General features: G+C 41.1%; 20 protein-coding genes. 9 read left to right on the top strand and 11 right to left on the bottom strand.

Translation table 11 applies throughout. The annotated features are described in order from the left end of the window. Positions 1–104: 104 nt before the first annotated feature. Complete coding sequence (locus tag R2Q66_RS06735) at positions 105–1,649, bottom strand: PH domain-containing protein (protein ID WP_316747244.1); 1,545 nt, start codon at positions 1,647–1,649, stop codon at positions 105–107. Next, positions 1,639–2,223, bottom strand: a complete 585-nt coding sequence (locus R2Q66_RS06730; RefSeq protein WP_316747243.1) for a PH domain-containing protein — start codon at positions 2,221–2,223, stop codon at positions 1,639–1,641. Before R2Q66_RS06730 ends, R2Q66_RS06735 begins: the two co-directional genes overlap by 11 nt. Before the next feature lie 102 nt (positions 2,224–2,325). Here R2Q66_RS06730 and R2Q66_RS06725 point away from each other — a divergent pair, with 102 nt between their 5' ends. The 3 genes from R2Q66_RS06725 (at position 2,326) to R2Q66_RS06715 (ending at position 5,361) form a co-directional block, all read left to right on the top strand. Next, positions 2,326–2,871 carry a hypothetical protein gene (locus R2Q66_RS06725; RefSeq protein ID WP_316747242.1) on the top strand — a complete coding sequence of 182 codons (546 nt, stop codon included), beginning with the start codon at positions 2,326–2,328 and terminating at the stop codon, positions 2,869–2,871. Positions 2,872–2,992: 121 nt separating this feature from the next. Further along, the gene (locus tag R2Q66_RS06720; RefSeq protein ID WP_316747241.1) at positions 2,993–4,363 is read left to right on the top strand and encodes a dipeptidase; all 1,371 of its coding nucleotides are present in this window, start codon (positions 2,993–2,995) and stop codon (positions 4,361–4,363) included. Between the two features lie 77 nt (positions 4,364–4,440). Further along, positions 4,441–5,361: a glycoside hydrolase family 25 protein gene (locus R2Q66_RS06715; protein WP_316747240.1), complete on the top strand. Its 921-nt coding sequence runs from the start codon at positions 4,441–4,443 to the stop codon at positions 5,359–5,361. An 18-nt stretch (positions 5,362–5,379) separates the two neighbouring features. Here the strand turns inward: R2Q66_RS06715 and R2Q66_RS06710 are convergent, their stop codons facing one another. Both R2Q66_RS06710 and R2Q66_RS06705 read right to left on the bottom strand, forming a co-directional pair. Further along, positions 5,380–5,853, bottom strand: a complete 474-nt coding sequence (locus tag R2Q66_RS06710; RefSeq protein WP_316747239.1) for a MarR family winged helix-turn-helix transcriptional regulator — start codon at positions 5,851–5,853, stop codon at positions 5,380–5,382. 183 nt (positions 5,854–6,036) lie between these two features. Beyond that, positions 6,037–7,131 (bottom strand): dipeptide epimerase, encoded by a 1,095-nt coding sequence (locus tag R2Q66_RS06705; RefSeq protein WP_316747238.1) that lies wholly within the window; start codon positions 7,129–7,131, stop codon positions 6,037–6,039. Between the two features lie 88 nt (positions 7,132–7,219). Between R2Q66_RS06705 and R2Q66_RS06700 the strand changes: the two genes are divergently transcribed. Beyond that, complete coding sequence (locus R2Q66_RS06700) at positions 7,220–8,584, top strand: glycosyltransferase family A protein (RefSeq protein ID WP_316747237.1); 1,365 nt, start codon at positions 7,220–7,222, stop codon at positions 8,582–8,584. Between the two features lie 42 nt (positions 8,585–8,626). Here the strand turns inward: R2Q66_RS06700 and R2Q66_RS06695 are convergent, their stop codons facing one another. Then, complete coding sequence (locus tag R2Q66_RS06695; protein WP_316747236.1) at positions 8,627–8,809, bottom strand: hypothetical protein; 183 nt, start codon at positions 8,807–8,809, stop codon at positions 8,627–8,629. Between the two features lie 373 nt (positions 8,810–9,182). Between R2Q66_RS06695 and R2Q66_RS06690 the strand changes: the two genes are divergently transcribed. The 5 genes from R2Q66_RS06690 to R2Q66_RS06670 all read left to right on the top strand — a co-directional run bounded on the left by R2Q66_RS06690 (position 9,183) and on the right by R2Q66_RS06670 (position 16,749). Beyond that, positions 9,183–9,683, top strand: coding sequence for a peptidylprolyl isomerase (locus R2Q66_RS06690; RefSeq protein WP_316747235.1), 501 nt, complete (start codon positions 9,183–9,185; stop codon positions 9,681–9,683). Between the two features lie 766 nt (positions 9,684–10,449). Beyond that, positions 10,450–13,620: a SusC/RagA family TonB-linked outer membrane protein gene (locus tag R2Q66_RS06685; RefSeq protein WP_316747234.1), complete on the top strand. Its 3,171-nt coding sequence runs from the start codon at positions 10,450–10,452 to the stop codon at positions 13,618–13,620. 11 nt (positions 13,621–13,631) lie between these two features. Further along, positions 13,632–15,164, top strand: coding sequence for a SusD/RagB family nutrient-binding outer membrane lipoprotein (locus R2Q66_RS06680; RefSeq protein WP_316747233.1), 1,533 nt, complete (start codon positions 13,632–13,634; stop codon positions 15,162–15,164). 34 nt (positions 15,165–15,198) lie between these two features. Further along, on the top strand, positions 15,199–15,666 hold the full coding sequence (locus R2Q66_RS06675) for a RidA family protein (RefSeq protein ID WP_316747232.1): 468 nt from the start codon (positions 15,199–15,201) through the stop codon (positions 15,664–15,666). A 12-nt stretch (positions 15,667–15,678) separates the two neighbouring features. Further along, entirely contained in the window at positions 15,679–16,749 is a 1,071-nt protein-coding gene (locus R2Q66_RS06670) for a dipeptidase (protein WP_316747231.1), read from the top strand. A 90-nt stretch (positions 16,750–16,839) separates the two neighbouring features. Here R2Q66_RS06670 and R2Q66_RS06665 read toward each other — a convergent pair whose 3' ends face one another. From R2Q66_RS06665 to R2Q66_RS06640, 6 genes are all read right to left on the bottom strand, one after another. Continuing rightward, a complete protein-coding gene (locus R2Q66_RS06665; protein ID WP_316747230.1) occupies positions 16,840–17,274 on the bottom strand; it encodes a Fur family transcriptional regulator in 435 nt (144 codons plus the stop codon). Positions 17,275–17,276: 2 nt separating this feature from the next. Then, the gene (locus R2Q66_RS06660) at positions 17,277–17,714 is read right to left on the bottom strand and encodes a hypothetical protein (protein WP_316747229.1); all 438 of its coding nucleotides are present in this window, start codon (positions 17,712–17,714) and stop codon (positions 17,277–17,279) included. A gap of 10 nt (positions 17,715–17,724) precedes the next feature. Further along, positions 17,725–18,948, bottom strand: a complete 1,224-nt coding sequence (locus tag R2Q66_RS06655) for an ABC transporter permease (RefSeq protein WP_316747228.1) — start codon at positions 18,946–18,948, stop codon at positions 17,725–17,727. Then, positions 18,945–19,574, bottom strand: coding sequence for an ABC transporter ATP-binding protein (locus tag R2Q66_RS06650; protein ID WP_316747227.1), 630 nt, complete (start codon positions 19,572–19,574; stop codon positions 18,945–18,947). Before R2Q66_RS06650 ends, R2Q66_RS06655 begins: the two co-directional genes overlap by 4 nt. Before the next feature lie 242 nt (positions 19,575–19,816). Then, a complete protein-coding gene (locus R2Q66_RS06645; RefSeq protein ID WP_316747226.1) occupies positions 19,817–20,215 on the bottom strand; it encodes a MerC domain-containing protein in 399 nt (132 codons plus the stop codon). A gap of 128 nt (positions 20,216–20,343) precedes the next feature. Next, positions 20,344–20,760, bottom strand: a complete 417-nt coding sequence (locus tag R2Q66_RS06640) for a MauE/DoxX family redox-associated membrane protein (RefSeq protein ID WP_316747225.1) — start codon at positions 20,758–20,760, stop codon at positions 20,344–20,346. Positions 20,761–20,766 lie beyond the last annotated feature (6 nt).

The raw sequence follows: 20,766 nt of genomic DNA, 5'->3' as shown, positions 1-20,766 counted from the left end.
CTTTTTAAAGGTATTGTTTAAACCATGTATTGCTCTTGGCTTCCCCATAAGGTACGGCCCACTACATTCGGACAAAAATAAGAAAACTATGTCTCTTATTGGAGTTACATCCAATCTTTTTTGCCCGACTCTACTTTATATAACCAATAGTTTACCATACGATGAATATCGGCATACTTTCCATACTTAAAATGTAAGGTTCCGGCAGCAGTATGTAGGATCAAATGTCCGATATCTGCTTTCTTATGCCAGAAATATTGTGTGGTGGTAATCTTTTGAATTTTATGAGGCTCCAGCGTTTGATACTCAATGTCCCAGATACCGCTTTTCTTGATGATGAAATCTTCAGATACATATAACCTATGGTGGGCGTACTCAAAATACAGGGCCGTTCCTACTAAAATCGCGTAAGGAATGATCAGCCATAAGTAAGGTTTTAAAGCGGGTAGGGCCATGGTCAGACCTGAAAAAATAAGCGCAGGAATCATAATGCGCAGCATCACGGTGAGTAACAAAAACCGGTAGTTCGGAATAAAAGCCGTTCCCCGGGCGGGAAGCCTGTTGTAGATCAGTTTAAGAATCTCATTTCTTTCTCTTTCGTCGCAACCCGGAATTTCTATGTCGTGCTTTTTGTCGTCTTTATCAGTCTCTGCAGCGGTACTAAAAGAGGCCTGTTTGAACCTTAAATTGATGAGGTTTAGTTTTTTCTGGAAGTAATTCTGACTGTAGCTGCTGATTTGTACCCGGGCAGGTTTCAGTAAGGTATGTTTCTTGTCGAATAGTCCGGAATGAATAGAAAGAAAGGTGTTTTCTCTCCTGATTTCAAAGTTGAAATATTTCAGGAATGTTCTGATCAGGTTGGTGCCCAGCACAATCAGTAAGGCAAAAACGAGGAATACACAAAGAGAAATTAATCCTAATCCTTTTGTACTGAGCTGACTGATTGGATTCTGTTCCAGTTGAAAGGCTTCGGTATAGTTTTTCATTGCCTCAATAATGGCAACGATAAAACCGGCTAACAGCGCGATACTTGCCCCGTAATTGGAAGTTAACCCTACTTTAAAGAGGGTAGAGGCACTTAGTTTGAGTAAAAGGCTTCTATTTTGTGGGCTATTAGCTGATTCTCTTGCATCCGTTCCGGCAGTATCACTTTTTGCGGTATCTGAGGAGGGGGCTGCGCTTTGAAAGGTTCTGCTCAACAGTTTCTCCCGAAGGATCGTAGCCGCCTCATGGTCAATCGCCTTGATATTGGCTTCTTTTTTATCGCTTCCGGCGGTATCAATTTCCAGGCTATACACCCCAACGATTCTTTGGATCAGGGATTGGTTGATGTTTACCTGTTGGATTTTATCCAGTCTGATGATCAGGTTTTCTCTGCTGAGGATGCCTTTTTGAATCACAAACTCCTGCTTTTCCTCATCTAGAAAAAAGGTGAATTTAAGGTAACTCAGGTAGGAGTAAATGGCAAGAATAACGAGGAAAATCACAATCCCCGACAGCAGATAGCCCGTAGTAATACTCTTAGAGCGTACAACGAGTAGGATAATTGGAAATATCAATACGCGGATGCTCCCTTGTAGATGGCTGAAGAACATCACAATAACACCTACGGCAGACTGTCTTTTGGGTTCAGAGAAATTAGTTTCCATCAGTATCCCTGGTTAATTCATTAGTGTTTTCTCTCGTATTTTGAGTCTCTTCTTCCTTCGATTCCTGCTTGCTAACTTGTTTAGTCAGTTCCTCTTTAATGGTTCTGGCCAGTTCGATATCCAATCCGGGGATCACAATGTTTCCGGAAATTCCTCCGGCAGTATAAATATGTAGGGCTGCCAGATTGAACATTCTGGAGAACACGCCTTCATTGAGGGTGATGTGTTGAATTCTGCTGAAAGGAATGACGGAGGTGCTGATAGAAATGATCCCACTTTTATAAATCAGGTCTTTTTCCCGGATGGCGAAACCTCTTTTTTTGATACTCATGGCATAAAGGACAACCAATAGCAAGCCAACAAGGAGATATCCGACAATAAAAATATAGGGTTCCGGTTTAACGGTTTTAAGCAGGGTAAAAAGGAGGTAAGTGGCTAGCCCGAAAATGAGCATAAAAACCGCTATATTCATCAAAATCACCTTCCAGTACTTCTTATTTAGCGCATTAAGGGCTACGGTCTCATATTTTGGAAGCAGACTGAGGTCTATATTTTCGTTTGTAAAATCTTGCATTTTGTTCTTAAAATAGCGTTCGAAACGAAGTTAATAAATTATTCTTATGCCAGGCGTCAAGGGGTTTTGTGTTTATTTTCATATTTTTATAAAAAATATTTTATGAAGTTAGAAATTGAAGTAGATGTTATAGGTGTTCATTTGACTGATTTTGAGGGAAAGATAGTAGCACCTGCTTTTATTGATAGTGTGGATGGTGGTGTTAAATTGACATTTCTTGGTATCGATTCCCTGAAAGAATACAAGTCAGAATTGATGAAGGAAGATGCGGAAGCAGTTGCCGGACCGGAAACAGAAATAAAAGAGAAAGTTAATAAAGGATTGAAAAAAGCGATTTCTGATCACATCAATGTGATGGAATCCATCAGAGTTTACTCAGAAGCTTTATTCACTTTTATATATAGTACTGATGCGCATAGAGAAGATAAGAAATTTATCTTCAATGAACTGATCGAAGGTTTGCGTATTGCAGAAAACGACGGTGAGCTGGATACAGCAATTAAAGATACTACTTATGAAATGGGAGAATTTACGATCGGTTATAAAATGGCCTTCAGAAAATACTCTTGTGATTTCGTAAACTATGATTTTATTGCGCTTAGAGATCAATTAGTAACTGATTTGATTGGCTTGCAAAAGAGTTTATAAGGTTAATCACCTTTACCGAACCCTTATTAATGATATTAATAAGGGTTTTTTTATGCGCTTTTCAGCATAAATTTTTCTAGTTTTATCGACTCAAATTAGAGGCGTTAAATAACCATTTGTTATGCAAGAGATTAAAAAATATGTAGAAGACAACAAACAACGTTTTTTAGACGAGTTGTTTGAACTGTTACGTTTTCCTTCGGTAAGTGCAGATCCTAAATATAAAGGTGATGTATTGAAAACAGCTGACTTTGTAGCTCAGAAACTGAAAGAAGCTGGTGCGGATAATGTGGAGATCTGTGAAACAGCAGGCTATCCAATTGTATATGGGGAGAAAATCATCGATGCAACATTGCCTACCGTTTTAATTTATGGTCATTATGATGTGCAACCAGCAGATCCTTTGGAGCTTTGGAAAACACCTCCTTTTGAACCAACCATTCGTGACGGTAAAATCTATGCACGTGGTGCCTGTGATGATAAAGGTCAGTTTTATATGCACGTAAAGGCATTTGAACTGATGATGAAAACCAATACCCTGGCTTGTAACGTGAAGTTCATGATCGAAGGGGAGGAAGAAGTAGGTTCTGCAAACCTTGGTGTGTTTGTGAAAGCAAATACCGAGCGTTTAAAAGCAGATGTGGTCTTGATTTCTGATACTTCTATGATCAGCATGGAAAACCCTTCTATTGAAACCGGACTTCGTGGTTTGGCTTATATGGAAGTGGAAGTTGTTGGTCCGAACCGTGATTTACACTCTGGTGTATATGGTGGCGCCGTGGCTAACCCTGCAACCATCTTATGTAAACTGATTGCTTCATTGCATGATGAAAATAACCACATTACGATTCCTGCATTCTATGATAAGGTTATAGAATTGACTGACGCTGAAAAAGCGGCTTTAAATTCAGCACCATTTGATCTGAATGAATATAAAGAAGACCTGGAAATCAATGCAGAATGGGGCGAGAAAGGTTATTCTACCTTGGAACGTACCGGAACAAGACCAACTTTAGAGGTAAACGGTATCTGGAGCGGTTATATTGGCGAAGGTGCTAAAACGGTATTACCTTCTAAAGCGAATGCTAAAATCTCTATGCGTTTGGTTCCAAATCAAACTTCTGAAGAGATCTCTGAAATCTTCGCGAAACATTTTGAAAGTATTGCTCCTGATTACGTGAAGGTAAAAGTAACGGCACATCATGGTGGTGAGCCGGTAGTAACGCCAACGGATAGCATCGCTTACCGTGCTGCAGAACAGGCGATTTTAGATTCATTTGGTAAAAAACCGATCCCTACAAGAGGTGGTGGTAGTATTCCAATTGTTGCTTTGTTTGAAAGTGCTTTAGGTATTAAATCTGTATTGTTAGGATTCGGATTAGATAGTGATGCCCTACACTCGCCAAATGAGAAATATGACATCTTTAATTATTATAAAGGAATCGAAACCTTGCCATTATTCCACAAGTATTTTGCGGAGTTGAGCAAATAAGGACTTGATTCTAAATAGAATAAATACTTATTCAAAAAAGGGTGGCCAAATCGGCTGCCCTTTTGTATTTTTACACCATGCCTTTAGTACCGCCAGATTCTCCTTTACTTAAAAAAACACCTGTCGCAAGAAAGCCGGCTGTCGCAAGAAAAAAGCCTGCGGTAAAGCGTAAAGTCGTAAAGAAGAAAAAGCCACTGGCTCTGGAGTGGAAGTTCGCCATCGTAGGATTAATGCTGATTTTATTGTCGCCATTTTATTACGGTTATATCATTAAAGGGTTTAGTTCTACCTGGCGCTGGGTGAAAGAATGGGGGCAAGATCCAAATTACCGTACTTACAGTAGTTTTGATATCCGTATTCCGAAAAAGCATTCGATTCATGGTATTGATGTTTCCTATTATCAGGGAAAGATCGACTGGCGTAAGGTGAAAGCGATGAAAGAGGACGAGGTATCGGTGAAATTTGCTTTTATCAAGGCTACAGAAGGGATTTTAAGCGTAGACCCGTATTTTCAACGCAATTGGAGGGAAGCAGCCAAAGCTGGGATTGTTTGCGGTGCTTATCACTTTTTCAGACCTCAGAAATCCGGAGAGTGGCAGGCAAAGTTCTTTCTGCAAACTGTGAAATTTGAAGAAGGGGATTTACCTCCGGTAGTGGATATAGAGCAGTTGAATGGGGTAGATCCAGCCAGTATGCGCAAGGAACTACAGGAATTTATCAGCTATGTCGAGAAAAAGACTAAAGTAAAACCGATTATCTATTCCGGACTTACTTTTTATAAAGATTACCTGAAAGGGCATTTCGATGAATATCCGTTATGGATTGCACATTATCATCAGGCAAAATTGAAGGTTAGCGGGGACACGAATTGGTTTTTCTGGCAGCATTCTGATAAAGCCCGGATTACCGGGATCAATCATGTGGTGGATTTTAACGCGTTTAATGGCGATAGTACTGCTTTTGAGCGACTGAGGATTCCTAAAATCCTCAGTTACTAAGTATTTGTTTGTTCGGTTTTAACCATGTGTGCCACCCATCAGGTGACATTGATGTAGTTTCTCATGGAAATGAATCATCTTTTCCATGGTTTCCGTCATCATTTCCAGTTGTTTTTTTCCGATCAGTTTCTCGTATTTCCGGGTAAGCAGGCTGGCTTGTTCGGCTACTTTCAGGTAGAAATTACGCCCTTCTTCTGTTAATTGAAGCAGGTTAGAACGGGCGTCTGTGGTGCTCTTTTCTACTTTAATAAGTCCGCTTTGCTCCAGTTCTTTCATGATCTTTCCTGTTGCTTGTCTGCTGACTTTAAGCGTTGCTGCAATGGTACTGCTGGATTTTCCATCTAATCCAACAGCCATGAAAAACGGCATAAAAGCCATGTTGAAATGCGGCTGATGCAGGTGGCATATGTTCTTTTCGCCCCAGTCGTCTGTTAGTTTTTTGAGGATATATAACTGTTGAAATAAAACAGCTTGTTTATGGTAGTCTATCATTAATGTGGTGGTTTTGTAAACTAAGTTTACCAAATTAATGAAATAGATTAAAATTGTCAAGGGGTGTTTATACGGGAATTGCTGGTTTTTCTCTTAGAAAAAGAGCGCGTTTAAGGAAAAAGAAATGATTGCGCTGGTATGCTGCTGTTTGTAAGTGTGATAGCATGGTAAGCGTTATTTTTATTAGATCAAAAAACGTTCACAGGTTTTTAAGAATTCCGGATCTGCATCTGCACCAATACCCGGAGTTTCCGGAACTTCCAGAAAATAGCCGTCATAGGTTAATCCACCAATTACAGGATCAACCAGGTGTCCAAGTAAACAGGTATCCAGGTCAAAGAAGATTACATTCGGGCAGGATAAAGCGAAATGTAGGTTTGCAGTAGTGGCAATTCTGCTTTCCAGCATACTGCCAATCATGCATTTTGTGCCGGTTTGAAGGGCGATTTCATGGATCTTTTGTGCTTCCAGGATGCCACCTGATTTGGCAAATTTGATATTCAGGTATTCACAGGATTTACTGTTGATCAGTTTACGCGCATCATGGTGGTTATAGCAGCTTTCATCGGCCATGATTTTAACCGGGGAGTTGAGGTTTAATTCCGGTAAATAATCGTCGTACCAGGTACGCATCGGTTGTTCACAGAATTCTATGTTATATTCGGCAAGTTTGCCCAGTCCAAAAAGCGCGTCGTCAAACCTCCAGCCCTGATTGGCATCCAGGCGGATTTTCATAGCGTCTCCTACAGCCTCCCGGATTTGTTTAATGCGCTCAATATCTTGTTTAACGTTTTTGCCAAGCTTGACTTTCAGAATATTGCAACCTTGTTGCTGGTATTTAATTGCCGCCAGTGCCATGATTTCCGGATCGCCAATGCCAATGGTCATATCGGTTTCCACGATTCTCTTTTGTCCGCCGAGAAATTGATACAAAGGTTGGTTTGCATCTTTAGCGGAGATGTCAAATAAAGCCATGTCGAAAGCACTTTTAATGGTTCCATTGTGCGCATAGCCCATCAAATCGTTCATCCTTTCCGGAATATCTAAAGGATCTTTTCCAATCAGTATTTTCGCAAATACTTTGGCCATCGCGAGACAGGTTTCCTGACTTTCCCCAACAATCATCGGGAAGGCAGAGCATTCTCCAACACCATAAATTCCGGAATCAGTATGAATTCTAATCAGCACATTTTGCGCGAAATCCATCGTTCCCGTGGCGATTACAAAAGGAATCATCGGAATGCTAAAGCGGTATATTTCTGTATGTGTGATCTTCATTCTGAGCTGGTTTCCTTAAACATACTGATTTTGTGTCATTTGTCCCTATTTCGTCTATTTCTTTCTGGTTATTTTTAGGAAAAAGAAAATGATGAACTTACCCATGGTCTCCTGCATTATGCCTACCGCCAATCGTCCTCATTTTGTGAAGTATGCGATTGATTATTTTCTGAATCAGAATTATAGAAATCTGGAGTTGGTCATTATTGATGATGGAGAGATCGGGATCGACAAAGATTTACTCAATAGAAACCGGATCAAGTATTTCAAGATTGAACCCTCGCATACAATTGGTTTGTTGAGGAATAAGGCCTGTCAGTACGCAAAGGGAGAGATTATTGTCCATTGGGATGATGATGACTGGTATGCCAGCGACTGGGTAACAAAACAGGCTGCTGCGCTTCAGGATTCCGGAGCAGATATCTGCGGATTAAACCGGGTGAATTTTTACGCTACGGCATTAAGAAAAAGAGAAACTTATATCGATGAGGAGAATGGGGCTCCATGGGTGTATGGCGCAACAATGGCTTATCATAAATCCTTTTGGGAAAAGCATCCGTTTGGATGTTTTCAGACGGGTGAAGACAATGACTTTGTATTGAACTCAGGGGCTAAAGTTTTTGCACACGATTATAGTGATGGCTATCTCGGAATATTGCACCATGATAATCTGATCATGAAACCTTTTGAAAATCCCAGAGAAAAGTTACAACTGGAAAAATGGATCAAAGTGATTGAAGGTCCGGCACATCTGCTGCAAAAGGGGGAAATACAGGATAGGGAAACAACCGGTATTCAGCAGTTGGAGGCTTCGGATTTACCGATGGTCTCCTGTATTATGCCTACGGCAAACAGGCGTGACTTTGTAGCTACCGCGATTCGGTATTTTCAAAAGCAGGATTACCAGAATAAGGAATTGATCATTCTGGACAATGGAACAGATACAATAAGAGATTTAGTCCCAGACCAGCTGGATATTAATTATTTTTACATAGATCCCTTATATGCGGGTGCTTTGGGGACAAAACGGAATATGGCCAATGCTTTAACTAATGGTACATTAATTATGCATTGGGATGATGATGATTGGTATGCTTCAGATTGGATGAGCCACCAGGTAGAGGCCTTGTTGAGTTCTGGTGCGGATATATCCGGTATTAATCAGATTCAGTTTTTTTCTCCTTCAAAGAATAAGTACTGGATGACTAAAAATTCTAATTCTAAGAGACCATGGCTCAATGGGGCGAATCTGATTTATAAAAAATCATTTTGGGAACAGCATCCTTTTAAAGATTTGCAAATTGGCGAAGACGATGATTTTATCAGGAATAATGGAGCCAAAGTTCATGCGCATAACTACTATCAGGGCTTTCTGGGTACCTTACATCCGCACAATACCAGCACTAAGTTTTTTGAAAGCCCTGGAGAAAAAAGCAGCAACTCGTCTGTGTAAATCTAATAAAATGGCAGTTTTTTCTATTTAAATAGAAAGCCTTTACTTTTTAATCGTAATGGTTCTGCCGGTTACCAAATGAAAATTATAGATTCTGTACAGGCCATCATCAGAAGTTTCAATCTCTTCTACCAGACCGGTTTTACTAAACGTATCAGTCACTAAATCTCCTTTTTTAACTTCCTGAAGTACTTCTGAGGGGGTATCCTTATTTAATCTGATCATTTGTATTGCTTTATCTGCGGTTAAAGATAGGAGCATCTATTGCTTATTCTGTCATTTTGTAGCATAATAAATGTCTGATCGCCAAAAAAACACAAAATCAAGGACAGTTGGAAATCCCCGGGAATGTAATCTCTGCATCAAATTATGTAAGCGGCTAAAACAGGCATATTCCGGATTAAGTTTCGGTTAAGCGTGCCTGGTCAGGGGAATGGAAGTAAGAAAATCACCTCCGCTGGAACAAATTCAACAGAACCTTTGTTAAAAGATACGGAAAGGATTGAAACAAAAATCTATATTTGCCGAAAATAATTGTGCCAGTCGTCAGTAAAACTGTTGAGGAAGCATTTAAATTGATAACTAAAATAACATCATAATGAGTATTAAACCCAACACAGTAGTATCATTAACGTACGAATTGCATACGACTAATGAAGAAGGACAACAAGTTTTTGTAGAGAAAGCAGATGAGCAAAATGCGCTTGTGTTTTTATATGGTACAGGAATGATGTTACCTAAGTTCGAAGAGCATTTAGCAGGATTAAATGTTGGTGATGAGTATAGCTTCGAGCTTACTGCTGCTGACGGTTACGGAGAATTAGATCCGGGAGCTTTCGCTGACTTGCCTATCGATATGTTCAAAGACGCTGGATTACCTGCTGTAGGTGATGTAATTCCTTTGCAAGATAACCAAGGTAACCATTTCAGAGCTGGTGTTACTGCAATCCACGAAACTACTGTTTCTGTAGATTTAAATCACCCAATGGCTGGAAAAAACCTGATTTTTGCTGGTAAAATCCTTTCTGTACGTGAAGCTACTGAAGAAGAATTAAGCCACGGTCATGCACATGGTGCTGATGGTCACCAAGGTCACTAGTAGATCTTAACTGATATTGAAAATAGGGTGTGTCATTTATGACACACCCTATTTTTTTTGCTGTTTTTATTTTTTGTGAGGTCAGTTTTTAGAAGTTATAACTAATGATTGTGCTTAGTTACTACTGCCATAAAATGGCTATAGCAGTGCTATACTGGTGCTGGTTGCTGGAGAGATGCTGAAGGGTTGTCGAGGGGTTGCTAACGGTTGCCGTAGGATTTCCCTTCGTCAACTCCTCGCCGAGCCTCCGGAAACCCCTCATTAACCAGCACTACTATACGAGCTGTATACCATTTGTCCCAAACCAAAATACGCTTTCACCCCGAAAGCTTGTGATAAACACCCCCTTTACCAGCCTGGGTTTACCGGTCCTTTCATATGGAGACCTGATGTTTAAAGCTAATGATTTTATTTTAAGGCTGGCTTTAAAAAATCTGCGCTTCTATTTTGAGCTATTTTTATTGCATAATTTTTGCAAAATGTAAATCAGTAAGTGTGTTTTTTTCTCCTATATGGCTTTACTTGTTTAAAATGTCTGACCTGATAGCTCTTCTCAATTTCTGTTTTTTGGTGCTTTTGTGTCTGTTTTGCTTTCTTTATGAAAGCGCAAGACTTTAAGCTGACCCTCGCATCTCATTTTTATTGTTCTGCAAAAAATAATTGCAAATAATATGCAATTATTCCAAAACAATTCTATATTTGATTTCCTAAGCCGGCTGATTAACCAAAGCCAGTCAATAACAACCTAACCAAAAACCAAAAGACCATGATTCGAAAACTACCATTACTTCTCCTGTTGCTGGGGCCAATAGCGGTGCCCTTAACCGAAGTTTTTGCAATAAGCCTTCCTTCATCCTATGTTGAACTTAATTTGCGGGAAATTAAGGGACGTGTTACCGCTTCCGACGACCAGCTTTCTATTCCAGGGGTCTCTGTTTTCTTGAAATCAGATCCTAAAAAAGGAACAAAAACTGATGAAAAAGGAAACTTTGTACTGAGCATCCCGGATGGACCGCAAACATTGGTATTCAGCTATATTGGCTACAAAAGAAAAGAAGTACAGGTTCAGCAGGAAACACAGATCGAAGTACAGCTTTCTCCATCGGATGAAAATACCTTGAATCAGGTGGTGGTTACGGCAATGGGGATCAAGAAAGAGCGTAAAGCCCTGGCTTACGCACTTACAGAAGTAAAAGGAACAGAATTTACACAAGCCAGAGAAACCAATCTGGCGAATGCGCTGGTAGGTAAAGTTGCCGGAGTAAACGCCACAAGTACTGCAACTGGCCCAAGCGGATCAAGTAGGGTAATCATCAGGGGAAATGGTTCCTTAAACGGGAACAATCAGCCTTTATATGTTGTTAACGATATGCCCATCGACAATACCCTGCTCGGTTTACCCTTAACAGAGGGTTTTACGGCTGATGGTATCGCCAATGGCTTAAACATAGACAGAGGAGATGGAATTGCCGGAATCAACCCAGACGATATTCAAAGTATCACCATTTTAAAAGGAGGAACCGCAGCAGCTTTATATGGTTCCTTGGCCTCTAACGGGGTGATTTTGATCAAAACCAAAAGAGGTGGAGCACAAAAAGGGTTGGGTATAGATTTCAATTCCGGTTTTACGATGGAATCACCGGTAGTTATTCCGGATTGGCAATATGAATATGGCTCTGGTAAAAATGGGGCGAAACCATTGACACAAGCTGATGCAATTGCTGCGGGACGTTCTTCCTGGGGTGCTAAAATGGATGGTTCGGATGTGATCCAGTTTGATGGGGTTAAAAGACCTTATAGTCCGCAGAAAAATAACATTCAGAATTTCTATCAAACGGGAACTACCACCACCAATACACTGGCACTTTCGGGAGGCAATGAATCGGCAAACGGGCGTTTTTCACTATCTGATATGAATAACAGGAGCATCGTTCCCAATACAAATTTCAACAGAAAGACTTTCAATCTCGCCGGAGAACTCGTGCTTTCCAAATGGCTGAGAATTGATGCCGTGATGCAATATAACCTGGAAAATGCAAAAAACAGAACGGTAGTCAACGATGCGTATGGTAATCCAAACTGGGGAACCTATATGATTGCCAATACGGTTGATATCCGTAATCTGGCACCTGGATATGATGCCAATGGCGATGAAATTGCCTGGAATCCGGTTCCAATTGCCAGTAACCCTTATTTTGTGGTCAACAAGTTTAAAAAGAACGACACCAGGAACCGGTTCTTATCTATGGTAAACCTGAAACTGAACCTGTTGCCGGAATTATTTTTCAATGCGAGGATCGGACAGGATTATAATGACTTTAAATACCTGGGTATCGTGCCAACGGGCTCTTTATATACGCCACTGGGTGGTGCTAAAGAAGAAAGATCTAACCTAATTACCATCAATTCTGAAGTGACCATCAATTATAACAAGCAAAATCTGATCAAAGATTTCTCCTTAAATGCTTTATTTGGTGTCAATAACCGTTCTTCCAGCAGAGATGAGGTACTGATTCAGGGAAAAGACTTTATCACGCCAAACTTCTATTCGATCTCCAATCTTGGCACAGTGACTACCACTTATCCTTATGGAAAAACCAAAACTTCTTCTTTATTTGGTGCGGTAGATCTGGACTATAAAAACTTAGTGTTCCTGACCTTCACAGGTCGCCAGGACTGGTTTTCTACCCTTGCACCAAAAAATAACACCATTTTTTACCCTTCCATTGGAACGAGTATCATTCTTTCTTCAATCTTGAAAATGCCTTCCTGGGTTCAATTTGCAAAACTGCGCTCTTCCTGGGCACAGGTAGGTGGCGCAACGCCAGATCCTTATGCCTTGAATCCTTCTTATTCTATGATTCAAAACGGTCACCTCGGACAACAGTTGCAACAGGTAACCAGTACGCGGATTCCTAATCCTAACCTGAGCCCTTTAACCTCTACCACTTTTGAAGCCGGTTTTGAAGCCTCTTTGTTTCAGAATCGCTTAGGAATCGACTTTGCCTGGTATGATAGAAGTACCACTAAAGACATCGTGGAAACTACGGTTTCTACCGGTTCAGGTTATAGAACAGCTTTGCTAAACGTTGGGGAGATTAGCAATAAAGGAGTAGAATTGTTAGTCACCGGAAAAATTCTTGATAAGTCTGATTTCTCTTGGAGTACCAGTGTAAATACCGCTTACAACAAAAACGAAGTCCTGCAATTAGCAGAAAACCTGAATTCTATTGTGATGGCCTCAGCGGTTAACGGTTATGCCTATATCTATAGTAAAGTAGGCAGTCCCTACAGTGTGATTATGGGGAGAAGAGAACAAAAAGATGCGAACGGAAAAACTGTGTATAATGTTTCAGGAGGAGTAGCTACACCAGTTCCGGGGCCTTTAGAGCAACTCGGACAAGGGGTACATCCCTGGGCTGTGGGTTTTTCAAATGATTTCAGGTATAAGAAATTCAGTTTAAACATCCTGATCGACGGGAAATTTGGCGGAAGTCTGTACTCCGGTACTGATTTGTATGGTACGCGGATGGGCTTAACTAAAATGACCCTGGCTGGTCGTGATACTGGTGTACCAATTAATGGTGTTGATGTGGCCGGAAATCCGGTAAATATGGTCATCGATCCTTCTTTGCTGGAAAAATATTATGGCGATGGTTTTAGAAATATCTCTTCGCTGTTTGTATACGATGCTAGTTTTATCAAACTGCGCCAGGTGGTTCTGAGCTATCAGTTGCCAGTCAGTAAAGTAAAGATGTTGTCGAAACTGAGTTCTGCCACACTTTCGCTGGTGGGCCGGAACCTCTTTATCCTGTACAAAAAAACACCAAATGTAGATCCTGAATCGGTGTTTAGCGCAGGAAATGCACAGGGAATTGAGCAGTTTGGGGTGCCACGCACCAGAAGCTACGGACTGAATTTAAGTGTTAAATTTTAAACCTTCAACCAATGAAAAGATATATATACTATATAAGTACCCTGCTGATCCTAACGATTTCGGGATGTACTAAGGATTTTGGCGATCTGAATGAGAACCCAAACTCTTTATCAAAACCAACCGCCGCTTTCTTGTTTTCTAAATCTCAACTGAGCGCGATGAGTAATAATTATTACCTGACCGCAGTATTGAATCTGGGTGGATTTATCCAGCATTATGCCACTTATAAAGAGGTTTCCGGAATTGGCGATAAGTATTTTGCCAATGATTTCTATCAGGCACCTTATTTTACAGATGGTTATCCGATTGCAGTCAATGAGATTGAAGAGGTCATCCGGGTGGTCAAAACAAATCCTGCGGAGGTCAATAAATTGAATATTGCACGCATCTGGAGGGTCTATATTTACCATAGAATCACGGATTTATATGGAGATATTCCCTATAGTGAAGCGGGAAAAGGGCTCACAGATTTGAATTTCAATCCTAAATATGATACGCAGGAATCGATTTATAAAGATTTGCTGAAAGAACTGGAAGAATCAGCAAAAGGTTTGGACGCGGCAAAGCCTTCTTATGGCGGTAACGACTTTATTTACAATGGTGATGTGTTGAAATGGAAGAAGTTTGCGTATTCGATGATGCTTAGACTTGGATTAAGAATGAGCAAAAAAGATGTGACACTTTCAGAAAGTTGGGTTAAAAAAGCAATTGCTGGTGGGGTGATCCTGAATAAAGAAGACAATGCGACCATGAAATATAGCGATGGTCCGCAAGACCTGAACCGTAATCCTACGGCCAGAGAATCCAGAAGCAGAGACTTTTCTCCGAATTCTTTTGGTAAGAATAATATTGAAGGTGGAAAATTAAGCGCCACATTTATCAACTACCTGAAGAACAACAATGATCCACGACTAAGCGTTTATGCTGGTGTATGGGTAGGGACTACCCAGGATCCAAATCCTGCGATTCAAAAAGGATTTCCAAATGGAGTAGGCGTAGCACCTTCTCCGGTTGAATTGGGTACTTATTCTGAACCAAATCAAAGCACGGTCTTCAGATTAGATGCGCCATTGATGGTATTGGGGAATGCGGAGACTAATTTATACCTGGCGGAAGCAGCTGTTCGTGGCTGGAATAACCTCGGGACCGCTGCGGAGTTCTATGAAAAAGGTTTGAATGGATCATTTGATCAGGCAGGTATTTATGGCTCGAATTATAGCATTGCTCCGGAAAAGAGAAATCAGTATTGGCTTGCTCATCCTTATCAAGGCAGTGTTTCATTTGATAAACAACTTGAACAAATCAATACGCAGATCTGGGTGGCTTTATACCTGGATGAATATGAAGTTTTTGCCAATTGGAGAAGAACAGGTTACCCGGTATTGGTGCCTGTAAATTACCCTGGAAATGTAACCGGAGGAACGATTCCGAGAAGATTGATTTACCCGAATGCAGAAGGGGCAAGTAATACCGCACATGTGCAGGAAGCGATTGCCCGTCAGGGTGCAAATACATTAACCACCCGTGTATGGTGGGACAAATAAGAACATTTTAACACACAATTTTAGCATAATTACCATGAATTTATCAGCGCAGGAAGCATTTTTGAAATTAGATTTAGTATTACCACCAGCTCCAAAACCACTTGGAATTTATAAACCGTTTTTAGTAGATGGTAAATATTTATATTTATCGGGACATGGGCCGGTACAGCCAGACCAGTCGCTGATTATAGGAAGAATTGGTGCGGATATGGATCCGGAAGCAGGGAAGCTTGCCGCCAGACAAGTTGGCTTAACCATGTTGTCTACCATTGTGACCAATTTTGGTAGTTTAGATGTGGTAAAAAGGGTGATCAAAGTTTTAGGAATGGTAAACTGTTCCCCGGATTTTGAAAAACACCCTTACATCATTAACGGTTGTAGCGAGTTGTTTGCCGCGGTATGGGGCCAGGAGAATGGTATTGGCGTAAGAAGTGCGGTAGGTATGGGCTCTTTGCCGGACAATATTCCGGTAGAAGTAGAAGCAGTTTTTGAGTTATATTAACCCTAAGAATTTATGTTTATAATCGATGCACACCTAGACCTAAGCATGAATGCCATGGAATGGAACAGGGATTTGAGGTTGCCGGTAAGTACGATCAGAAGCCTGGAAAAGGGCATGACGGACAAGCCCGACCGCGAGAAGTCTACCGTTTCTTTTCCGGAATTGCGGAAAGGAAATATCGGGATCGTAGTGGCTACACAAATTGCCCGCTATGTGAAACCGGATAGTGGGATTCCAGGCTGGAATTCGCCGGAGCAAGCCTGGGCACAAACTCAGGGCCAGCTGGCCTGGTATAAAGCCATGGAAGAGGCAGGAGAACTGTTTCAAATCACCAATGCTGCTCAATTGAAAAGTCATTTTGACTTGTGGAACGATGGGTTTTCAAATGAGAAGAAACCAATCGGGTATATCCTGAGTCTGGAAGGTGCCGATTCTATTGTAGATGTTTCCTATCTGGAACGCGCGCATCAATATGGATTGCGGGCAATTGGTCCGGCGCATTATGGCCCTGGCCGATATGCAAATGGCACCGATGCTACCGGAAAGATGGGCGCTCAAGGCCTGGAGTTACTGAAAGAAATGGAGCGGCTGAACTTTATTCTGGATGCCACACACCTTTGCGACGATGCTTTTTGGCAGGCTCTGGATCATTTTTCTGGTCCGGTTTGGGCAAGTCACAACAACTGCCGGACTTTAGTAAATCACAACAGGCAGTATAGCGATGATCAGATATTAGCCTTAATCAGTAGAGGTGCAGTAATTGGTGGCGCTTTAGACAACTGGATGTTGGTTCCCGACTGGCAAAGAGGGGTGTCTACCCCACAAGGAAAGGGCTGCGGATTACAAAAGGTAGTAGATCATGCAGATCATATCTGCCAGTTGGCAGGTAATGCAAGACATATTGGGATAGGCTCCGATTTGGATGGTGCTTTTGGAACAGAGCAGTCGCCATTTGATTTAGATACGATTTCTGATTTGCAAAAGATGCTGGGCATGTTTACTGCGAAAGGGTATACAGCAGCAGAGCTTGAGCTTATTTTTCATAAGAACTGGCTTAACTTCTTATATAAGGCCTGGGCTTAATATTGTCCTTATAGAGGACAAACATATAATACATAAAAAAACGGCTCGCTATTGTTAAATAGTGAGCCGGTTTTTTATGTAAATAAGTAACTATACGGAAAGCGGTAGCGATGCGTTACATTTTTCGCAAGTACCATAAGCCGTTGTATTGACGGTTTTAGCGGTAAATCCGGCCGGCATTTTAATTTTTGGTACGGTTACTTCCAGGCAGTAGATTTTACCACAGGTGGTGCAGTTAAAATGTACGTGTTCATCATGGTGGTGGTCTTCAGAGCAGGCAGCCGAGCATAATGCGTAGTTTGCCGTGCCATTCAGGTCCATAATTCGGTGAACAATTCCTTTTTCTTCGTAAGTATTCAGGATTCTGTATAGTGTGACGCGATCGATCTCTTTACCCAGCTTTTTTTCCAGCTCCGGTTGTGAGATCGCTACCGTATCCAAAGCAATTTCTTCCAGTACGCGGACCCTTTGTTTGGTGTGTTTAAGGTCGTGTTCTTTTAAAATAGTTACAGGATCTAGTTTCATAATTATATTGATTTTGCGTTGACGATGGAAATTGGTGGGTTATCCATGGCATTTCCAGTGTTTAATTTCAACGTGCCTTTTACGACAATTGTTTTGTAAGTGAATTTAATCGGTTCTGTCATTTCTACCAATACCATGATGGGAACGCCATTTTTTCCGCAGTAAAAACATTGGTTGATAGGTAAAGTAGACAGCATAAACTTGGTTTGTTTCATACCATCTTTGATTGGAACGATGTATCCTTCCAGTTCAAATGATTTGTTGGCATGTTTCTTAATTTCAGGCGTATAAACGGCATACATTTCTGAGTCTTTAACAATTTTAAAGTCAACACCACCTACCACGTCCCAGTTGTCGGATAGGATCTGATCATCAGGATTGTGCTGGGCTTTTACCGCGAATCCGGTAAAGAGTAAAATAGCAAGGAGGAATCGTTTCATATCTTTTGAATTAGTTTTTTGACAATATTTTAGAAATATTGGACCTGTAAGCCTGTATTGCAGGAATGATAGCCGCAAATATACCAATAGCCAGGCCAGCAACAAATAAATATATTTCCTCTTGCAGGAAGATCATTCCGGTAAGACGTGCCTGATTACTTTCCTGATAATGGCCAATAAATTGCAAGGCAAAATGGCCTAATGCTACGCCAATAATGGTTCCTGCAAAGGTAAGGATGATGCCTTCAATGATGACAATCCCGAAGAGTTTAGTCCGTGAAGCACCCAATGTACGCATGATGGCCAGGTCGTATTTACGTTCTTTTAAGGAATTGTAAAGGTTTACAAATACGCTGATTGCTGCGATCAGCATAATTAATACCGCAAACCATTGCAGGGTTTCTACCCCTACACCGATTAAAGAGAACAGTCTGGTGCTTTCCTGTGCAGGAGAAGCAGCTTGCATGTTTGTAGTCTCATTGACCATTCTAGGGAATATCGCAACGGACATCGGAGAACGGTATTGAATCAGTAAAGAAGTCAGTTCTTTACCCTCATCGCTTTCTTGATGATGATCGTTGTGCTTTTCATTTTTATCATGTTGATGATCATCTTCATGATCATCATGCATTTTCCATACACTGGCGATATTCGTTAAAATCAGGTTGTCGGTCACATTTCCCTGCGATTCCAAAATCCCGGATACGGTATAGGGGTGACTTTTATGTACATCGCTGCTGCTGCTCAATCCATGGGCGCCATAAAAGGTATCGCCAACTTTTAGCTTTTGACTCTGTGCCACGCCGGCCCCAATCGTAGCTTCAAAATCTTTGGACCAGAACTTTCCGTTTTCTAGTTTCAATTGATACAAGGCTACAAAATTACTGTCTGTTCCAACAATGCGGGTTCCATTGTAATTGTCGCCTAAAGCGAGTGGGACTGCTCTTTTTACCAATGGGCTGCGGGATAATTCTTTAGCGGCTTTTAAAGGGATGTTTCCGGTAGGAAAATCTATATAATAAATGCTGCTCAGAATCAGTTGCAGCGGACTGCCTTTCGCGCCAACCACCAGGTCAATATCTTTGGAGTTATTGTCTAGTTTTTGAGAAATCTGGTTGGAAGCTAATATTAGTATCGTCAATATGCCGGTGCCAAAGGCGATGAGCATCATGTTTAATGCGGAAGAAAGGGGCTTAGACCATAAGCTCTTCCAGCTGATCTTTATAGGGCTCATGATAGTTCGTAAGTATGTTTAAAGGCGTCTTTTACTCTTTTATCGTGGGTAGCTACCACTAATGTGGCCTGGTTGGCACCCGATTGTTGCATCAATAAATCCAGTACAATGGCTGCATTGTTATCGTCCAGACTGGACGTTGGTTCATCAGCAATCAGTAAGGCTGGTTTATTGATCACCGCGCGGGCGATGGATACGCGTTGCAATTGTCCCTGGCTCAATTGATCCGGATAGGCATGTTGTTTATCGGCAATGCCTAAAGCGTCCAATACCTCCTTCACTCGTTTCAGATCTGTGGGTAATTTGGCAAAACTTTGTGCAATAACTAAGTTTTCTGAAATACTCAGGCTTTTAATCAGGTGTGGGCGTTGGAAAACGATTCCGATGTTGCGGCCTCTAAACTGATCCAGTTCTTTGGAAGATAGGTCGTAAATAGCTGTTCCTTTGATGGTAACCGCTCCTTCTGCGGGTTTTAGTATGCCTGTGAGGATGTGGAGTAAAGTTGATTTTCCACTTCCTGAGGCGCCAAGTAGTAGCCATTGTGATCCGGCATCAATTTGCCAGTCCTCAAAACGGATGTTTTGCTGCTGGTCATATCGATGAGCTACAGATTTTAAAGAGATCATATCAGTTTGGTATTTATTACGCGGCTTTTTAAATATTTCAGGTAAAGCTGTTTTCCATCCGGATGCTGTTGTTGCTTTTGCTGGTGCTGGTGTGTGCAACCCGGTTTAACCATGCTTACAAAAAGTAAAAATACACCGAATATCAGTTTGTTGTTCATTTTATTGAGATTACAAAGGTATTGAATGCCATAAGATTGCAAGTGCTTTCGTTGTAAAGTATTTGCTACTGCGTTAATTTGGGTCTAATGATGGGCGCAATTTCGGGCATATTTCCAATTGATCAGGTGTGCGAAGGCGATGGTGAATCCACCTAAAGGGATCAAAACCGCTTCTAAAAAATGAAAGCCGTAATGGCCGGTACCGATCAGCAGAAATCCGGTAATCAATACTAAAATAGGGATGATTCTTTTGTGTTTTGGATAGGAACGGGCTAAAGACCAGGTTCCGATGAGTAAGGATAAGCCGATCATACTGAATTCTACCCAGGGTTTAGCGAGGAAACCTAATCCCCATAGCGGTAATAAAGTGATGAGGAAGGGTAGTGCGGCACAATGAATGGCACAGGCTACAGAAGCGCTGATTCCAAACTGGTCTAAGCGACCTGATTTTAATAGTGTTTTTTTGTTACTGGCTTTTATCATGATGTAAGTATTGAGCTTACAAATATAAAAGCAATTTGGTTGCATTTGTAGTATAATTAGATATTATTGCAACTGTATTGCAATAATATCTAATTATACCTGGTTTAGGCCTGGGATAGGGCAGCAGGTTACATGACAATATTCTCCAGCAGAACCAGTCCAACCATGGATAATAGGGTGAAAAATACGTTTACCTGGAAGTGTTTTTTCCATCCCAGTTTGGCGAATAGTCCGCCACAAGCACAAGGATGACGTTCGTAAATATTGTAAACTGCACCACCTACATATAAGGTAAAGAGCAGCATCATGACAAATGAAGCATACATGCCCATAATTTGGGTGTTTTTAAATAGCAACAGCGCCACGATTCCCAGTTCTATAACCGGCAATAACCAGACTAAAATCTTTCCCATCCATACCGGAAAGACCTGTGTAGCCAGTGCCTGCTTAAATTTTTCCAGTTCTATGAGTTTGGAAATGGCAGCATAGGCCCACATGATGATGAGTATAATGCTGATGATGATGATAAATGGATAAGTGTTCATATAGTT

Source organism: Pedobacter gandavensis (assembly GCF_032677645.1).
In the GTDB taxonomy this organism is placed as follows: domain Bacteria; phylum Bacteroidota; class Bacteroidia; order Sphingobacteriales; family Sphingobacteriaceae; genus Pedobacter; species Pedobacter gandavensis_A.
This window is presented reverse-complemented; position numbering and strand designations above follow the sequence as displayed.

Coding starts and splice junctions, on each gene's coding strand:
- R2Q66_RS06735 (WP_316747244.1), bottom strand. CDS start 1,649: ATGGAAACTAATTTCTCTGAACCCAAAAGACAGTCTGCCGTAGGTGTT.
- R2Q66_RS06730 (WP_316747243.1), bottom strand. CDS start 2,223: ATGCAAGATTTTACAAACGAAAATATAGACCTCAGTCTGCTTCCAAAA.
- R2Q66_RS06725 (WP_316747242.1), top strand. CDS start 2,326: ATGAAGTTAGAAATTGAAGTAGATGTTATAGGTGTTCATTTGACTGAT.
- R2Q66_RS06720 (WP_316747241.1), top strand. CDS start 2,993: ATGCAAGAGATTAAAAAATATGTAGAAGACAACAAACAACGTTTTTTA.
- R2Q66_RS06715 (WP_316747240.1), top strand. CDS start 4,441: ATGCCTTTAGTACCGCCAGATTCTCCTTTACTTAAAAAAACACCTGTC.
- R2Q66_RS06710 (WP_316747239.1), bottom strand. CDS start 5,853: ATGATAGACTACCATAAACAAGCTGTTTTATTTCAACAGTTATATATC.
- R2Q66_RS06705 (WP_316747238.1), bottom strand. CDS start 7,131: ATGAAGATCACACATACAGAAATATACCGCTTTAGCATTCCGATGATT.
- R2Q66_RS06700 (WP_316747237.1), top strand. CDS start 7,220: ATGATGAACTTACCCATGGTCTCCTGCATTATGCCTACCGCCAATCGT.
- R2Q66_RS06695 (WP_316747236.1), bottom strand. CDS start 8,809: ATGATCAGATTAAATAAGGATACCCCCTCAGAAGTACTTCAGGAAGTT.
- R2Q66_RS06690 (WP_316747235.1), top strand. CDS start 9,183: ATGAGTATTAAACCCAACACAGTAGTATCATTAACGTACGAATTGCAT.
- R2Q66_RS06685 (WP_316747234.1), top strand. CDS start 10,450: ATGATTCGAAAACTACCATTACTTCTCCTGTTGCTGGGGCCAATAGCG.
- R2Q66_RS06680 (WP_316747233.1), top strand. CDS start 13,632: ATGAAAAGATATATATACTATATAAGTACCCTGCTGATCCTAACGATT.
- R2Q66_RS06675 (WP_316747232.1), top strand. CDS start 15,199: ATGAATTTATCAGCGCAGGAAGCATTTTTGAAATTAGATTTAGTATTA.
- R2Q66_RS06670 (WP_316747231.1), top strand. CDS start 15,679: ATGTTTATAATCGATGCACACCTAGACCTAAGCATGAATGCCATGGAA.
- R2Q66_RS06665 (WP_316747230.1), bottom strand. CDS start 17,274: ATGAAACTAGATCCTGTAACTATTTTAAAAGAACACGACCTTAAACAC.
- R2Q66_RS06660 (WP_316747229.1), bottom strand. CDS start 17,714: ATGAAACGATTCCTCCTTGCTATTTTACTCTTTACCGGATTCGCGGTA.
- R2Q66_RS06655 (WP_316747228.1), bottom strand. CDS start 18,948: ATGAGCCCTATAAAGATCAGCTGGAAGAGCTTATGGTCTAAGCCCCTT.
- R2Q66_RS06650 (WP_316747227.1), bottom strand. CDS start 19,574: ATGATCTCTTTAAAATCTGTAGCTCATCGATATGACCAGCAGCAAAAC.
- R2Q66_RS06645 (WP_316747226.1), bottom strand. CDS start 20,215: ATGATAAAAGCCAGTAACAAAAAAACACTATTAAAATCAGGTCGCTTA.
- R2Q66_RS06640 (WP_316747225.1), bottom strand. CDS start 20,760: ATGAACACTTATCCATTTATCATCATCATCAGCATTATACTCATCATC.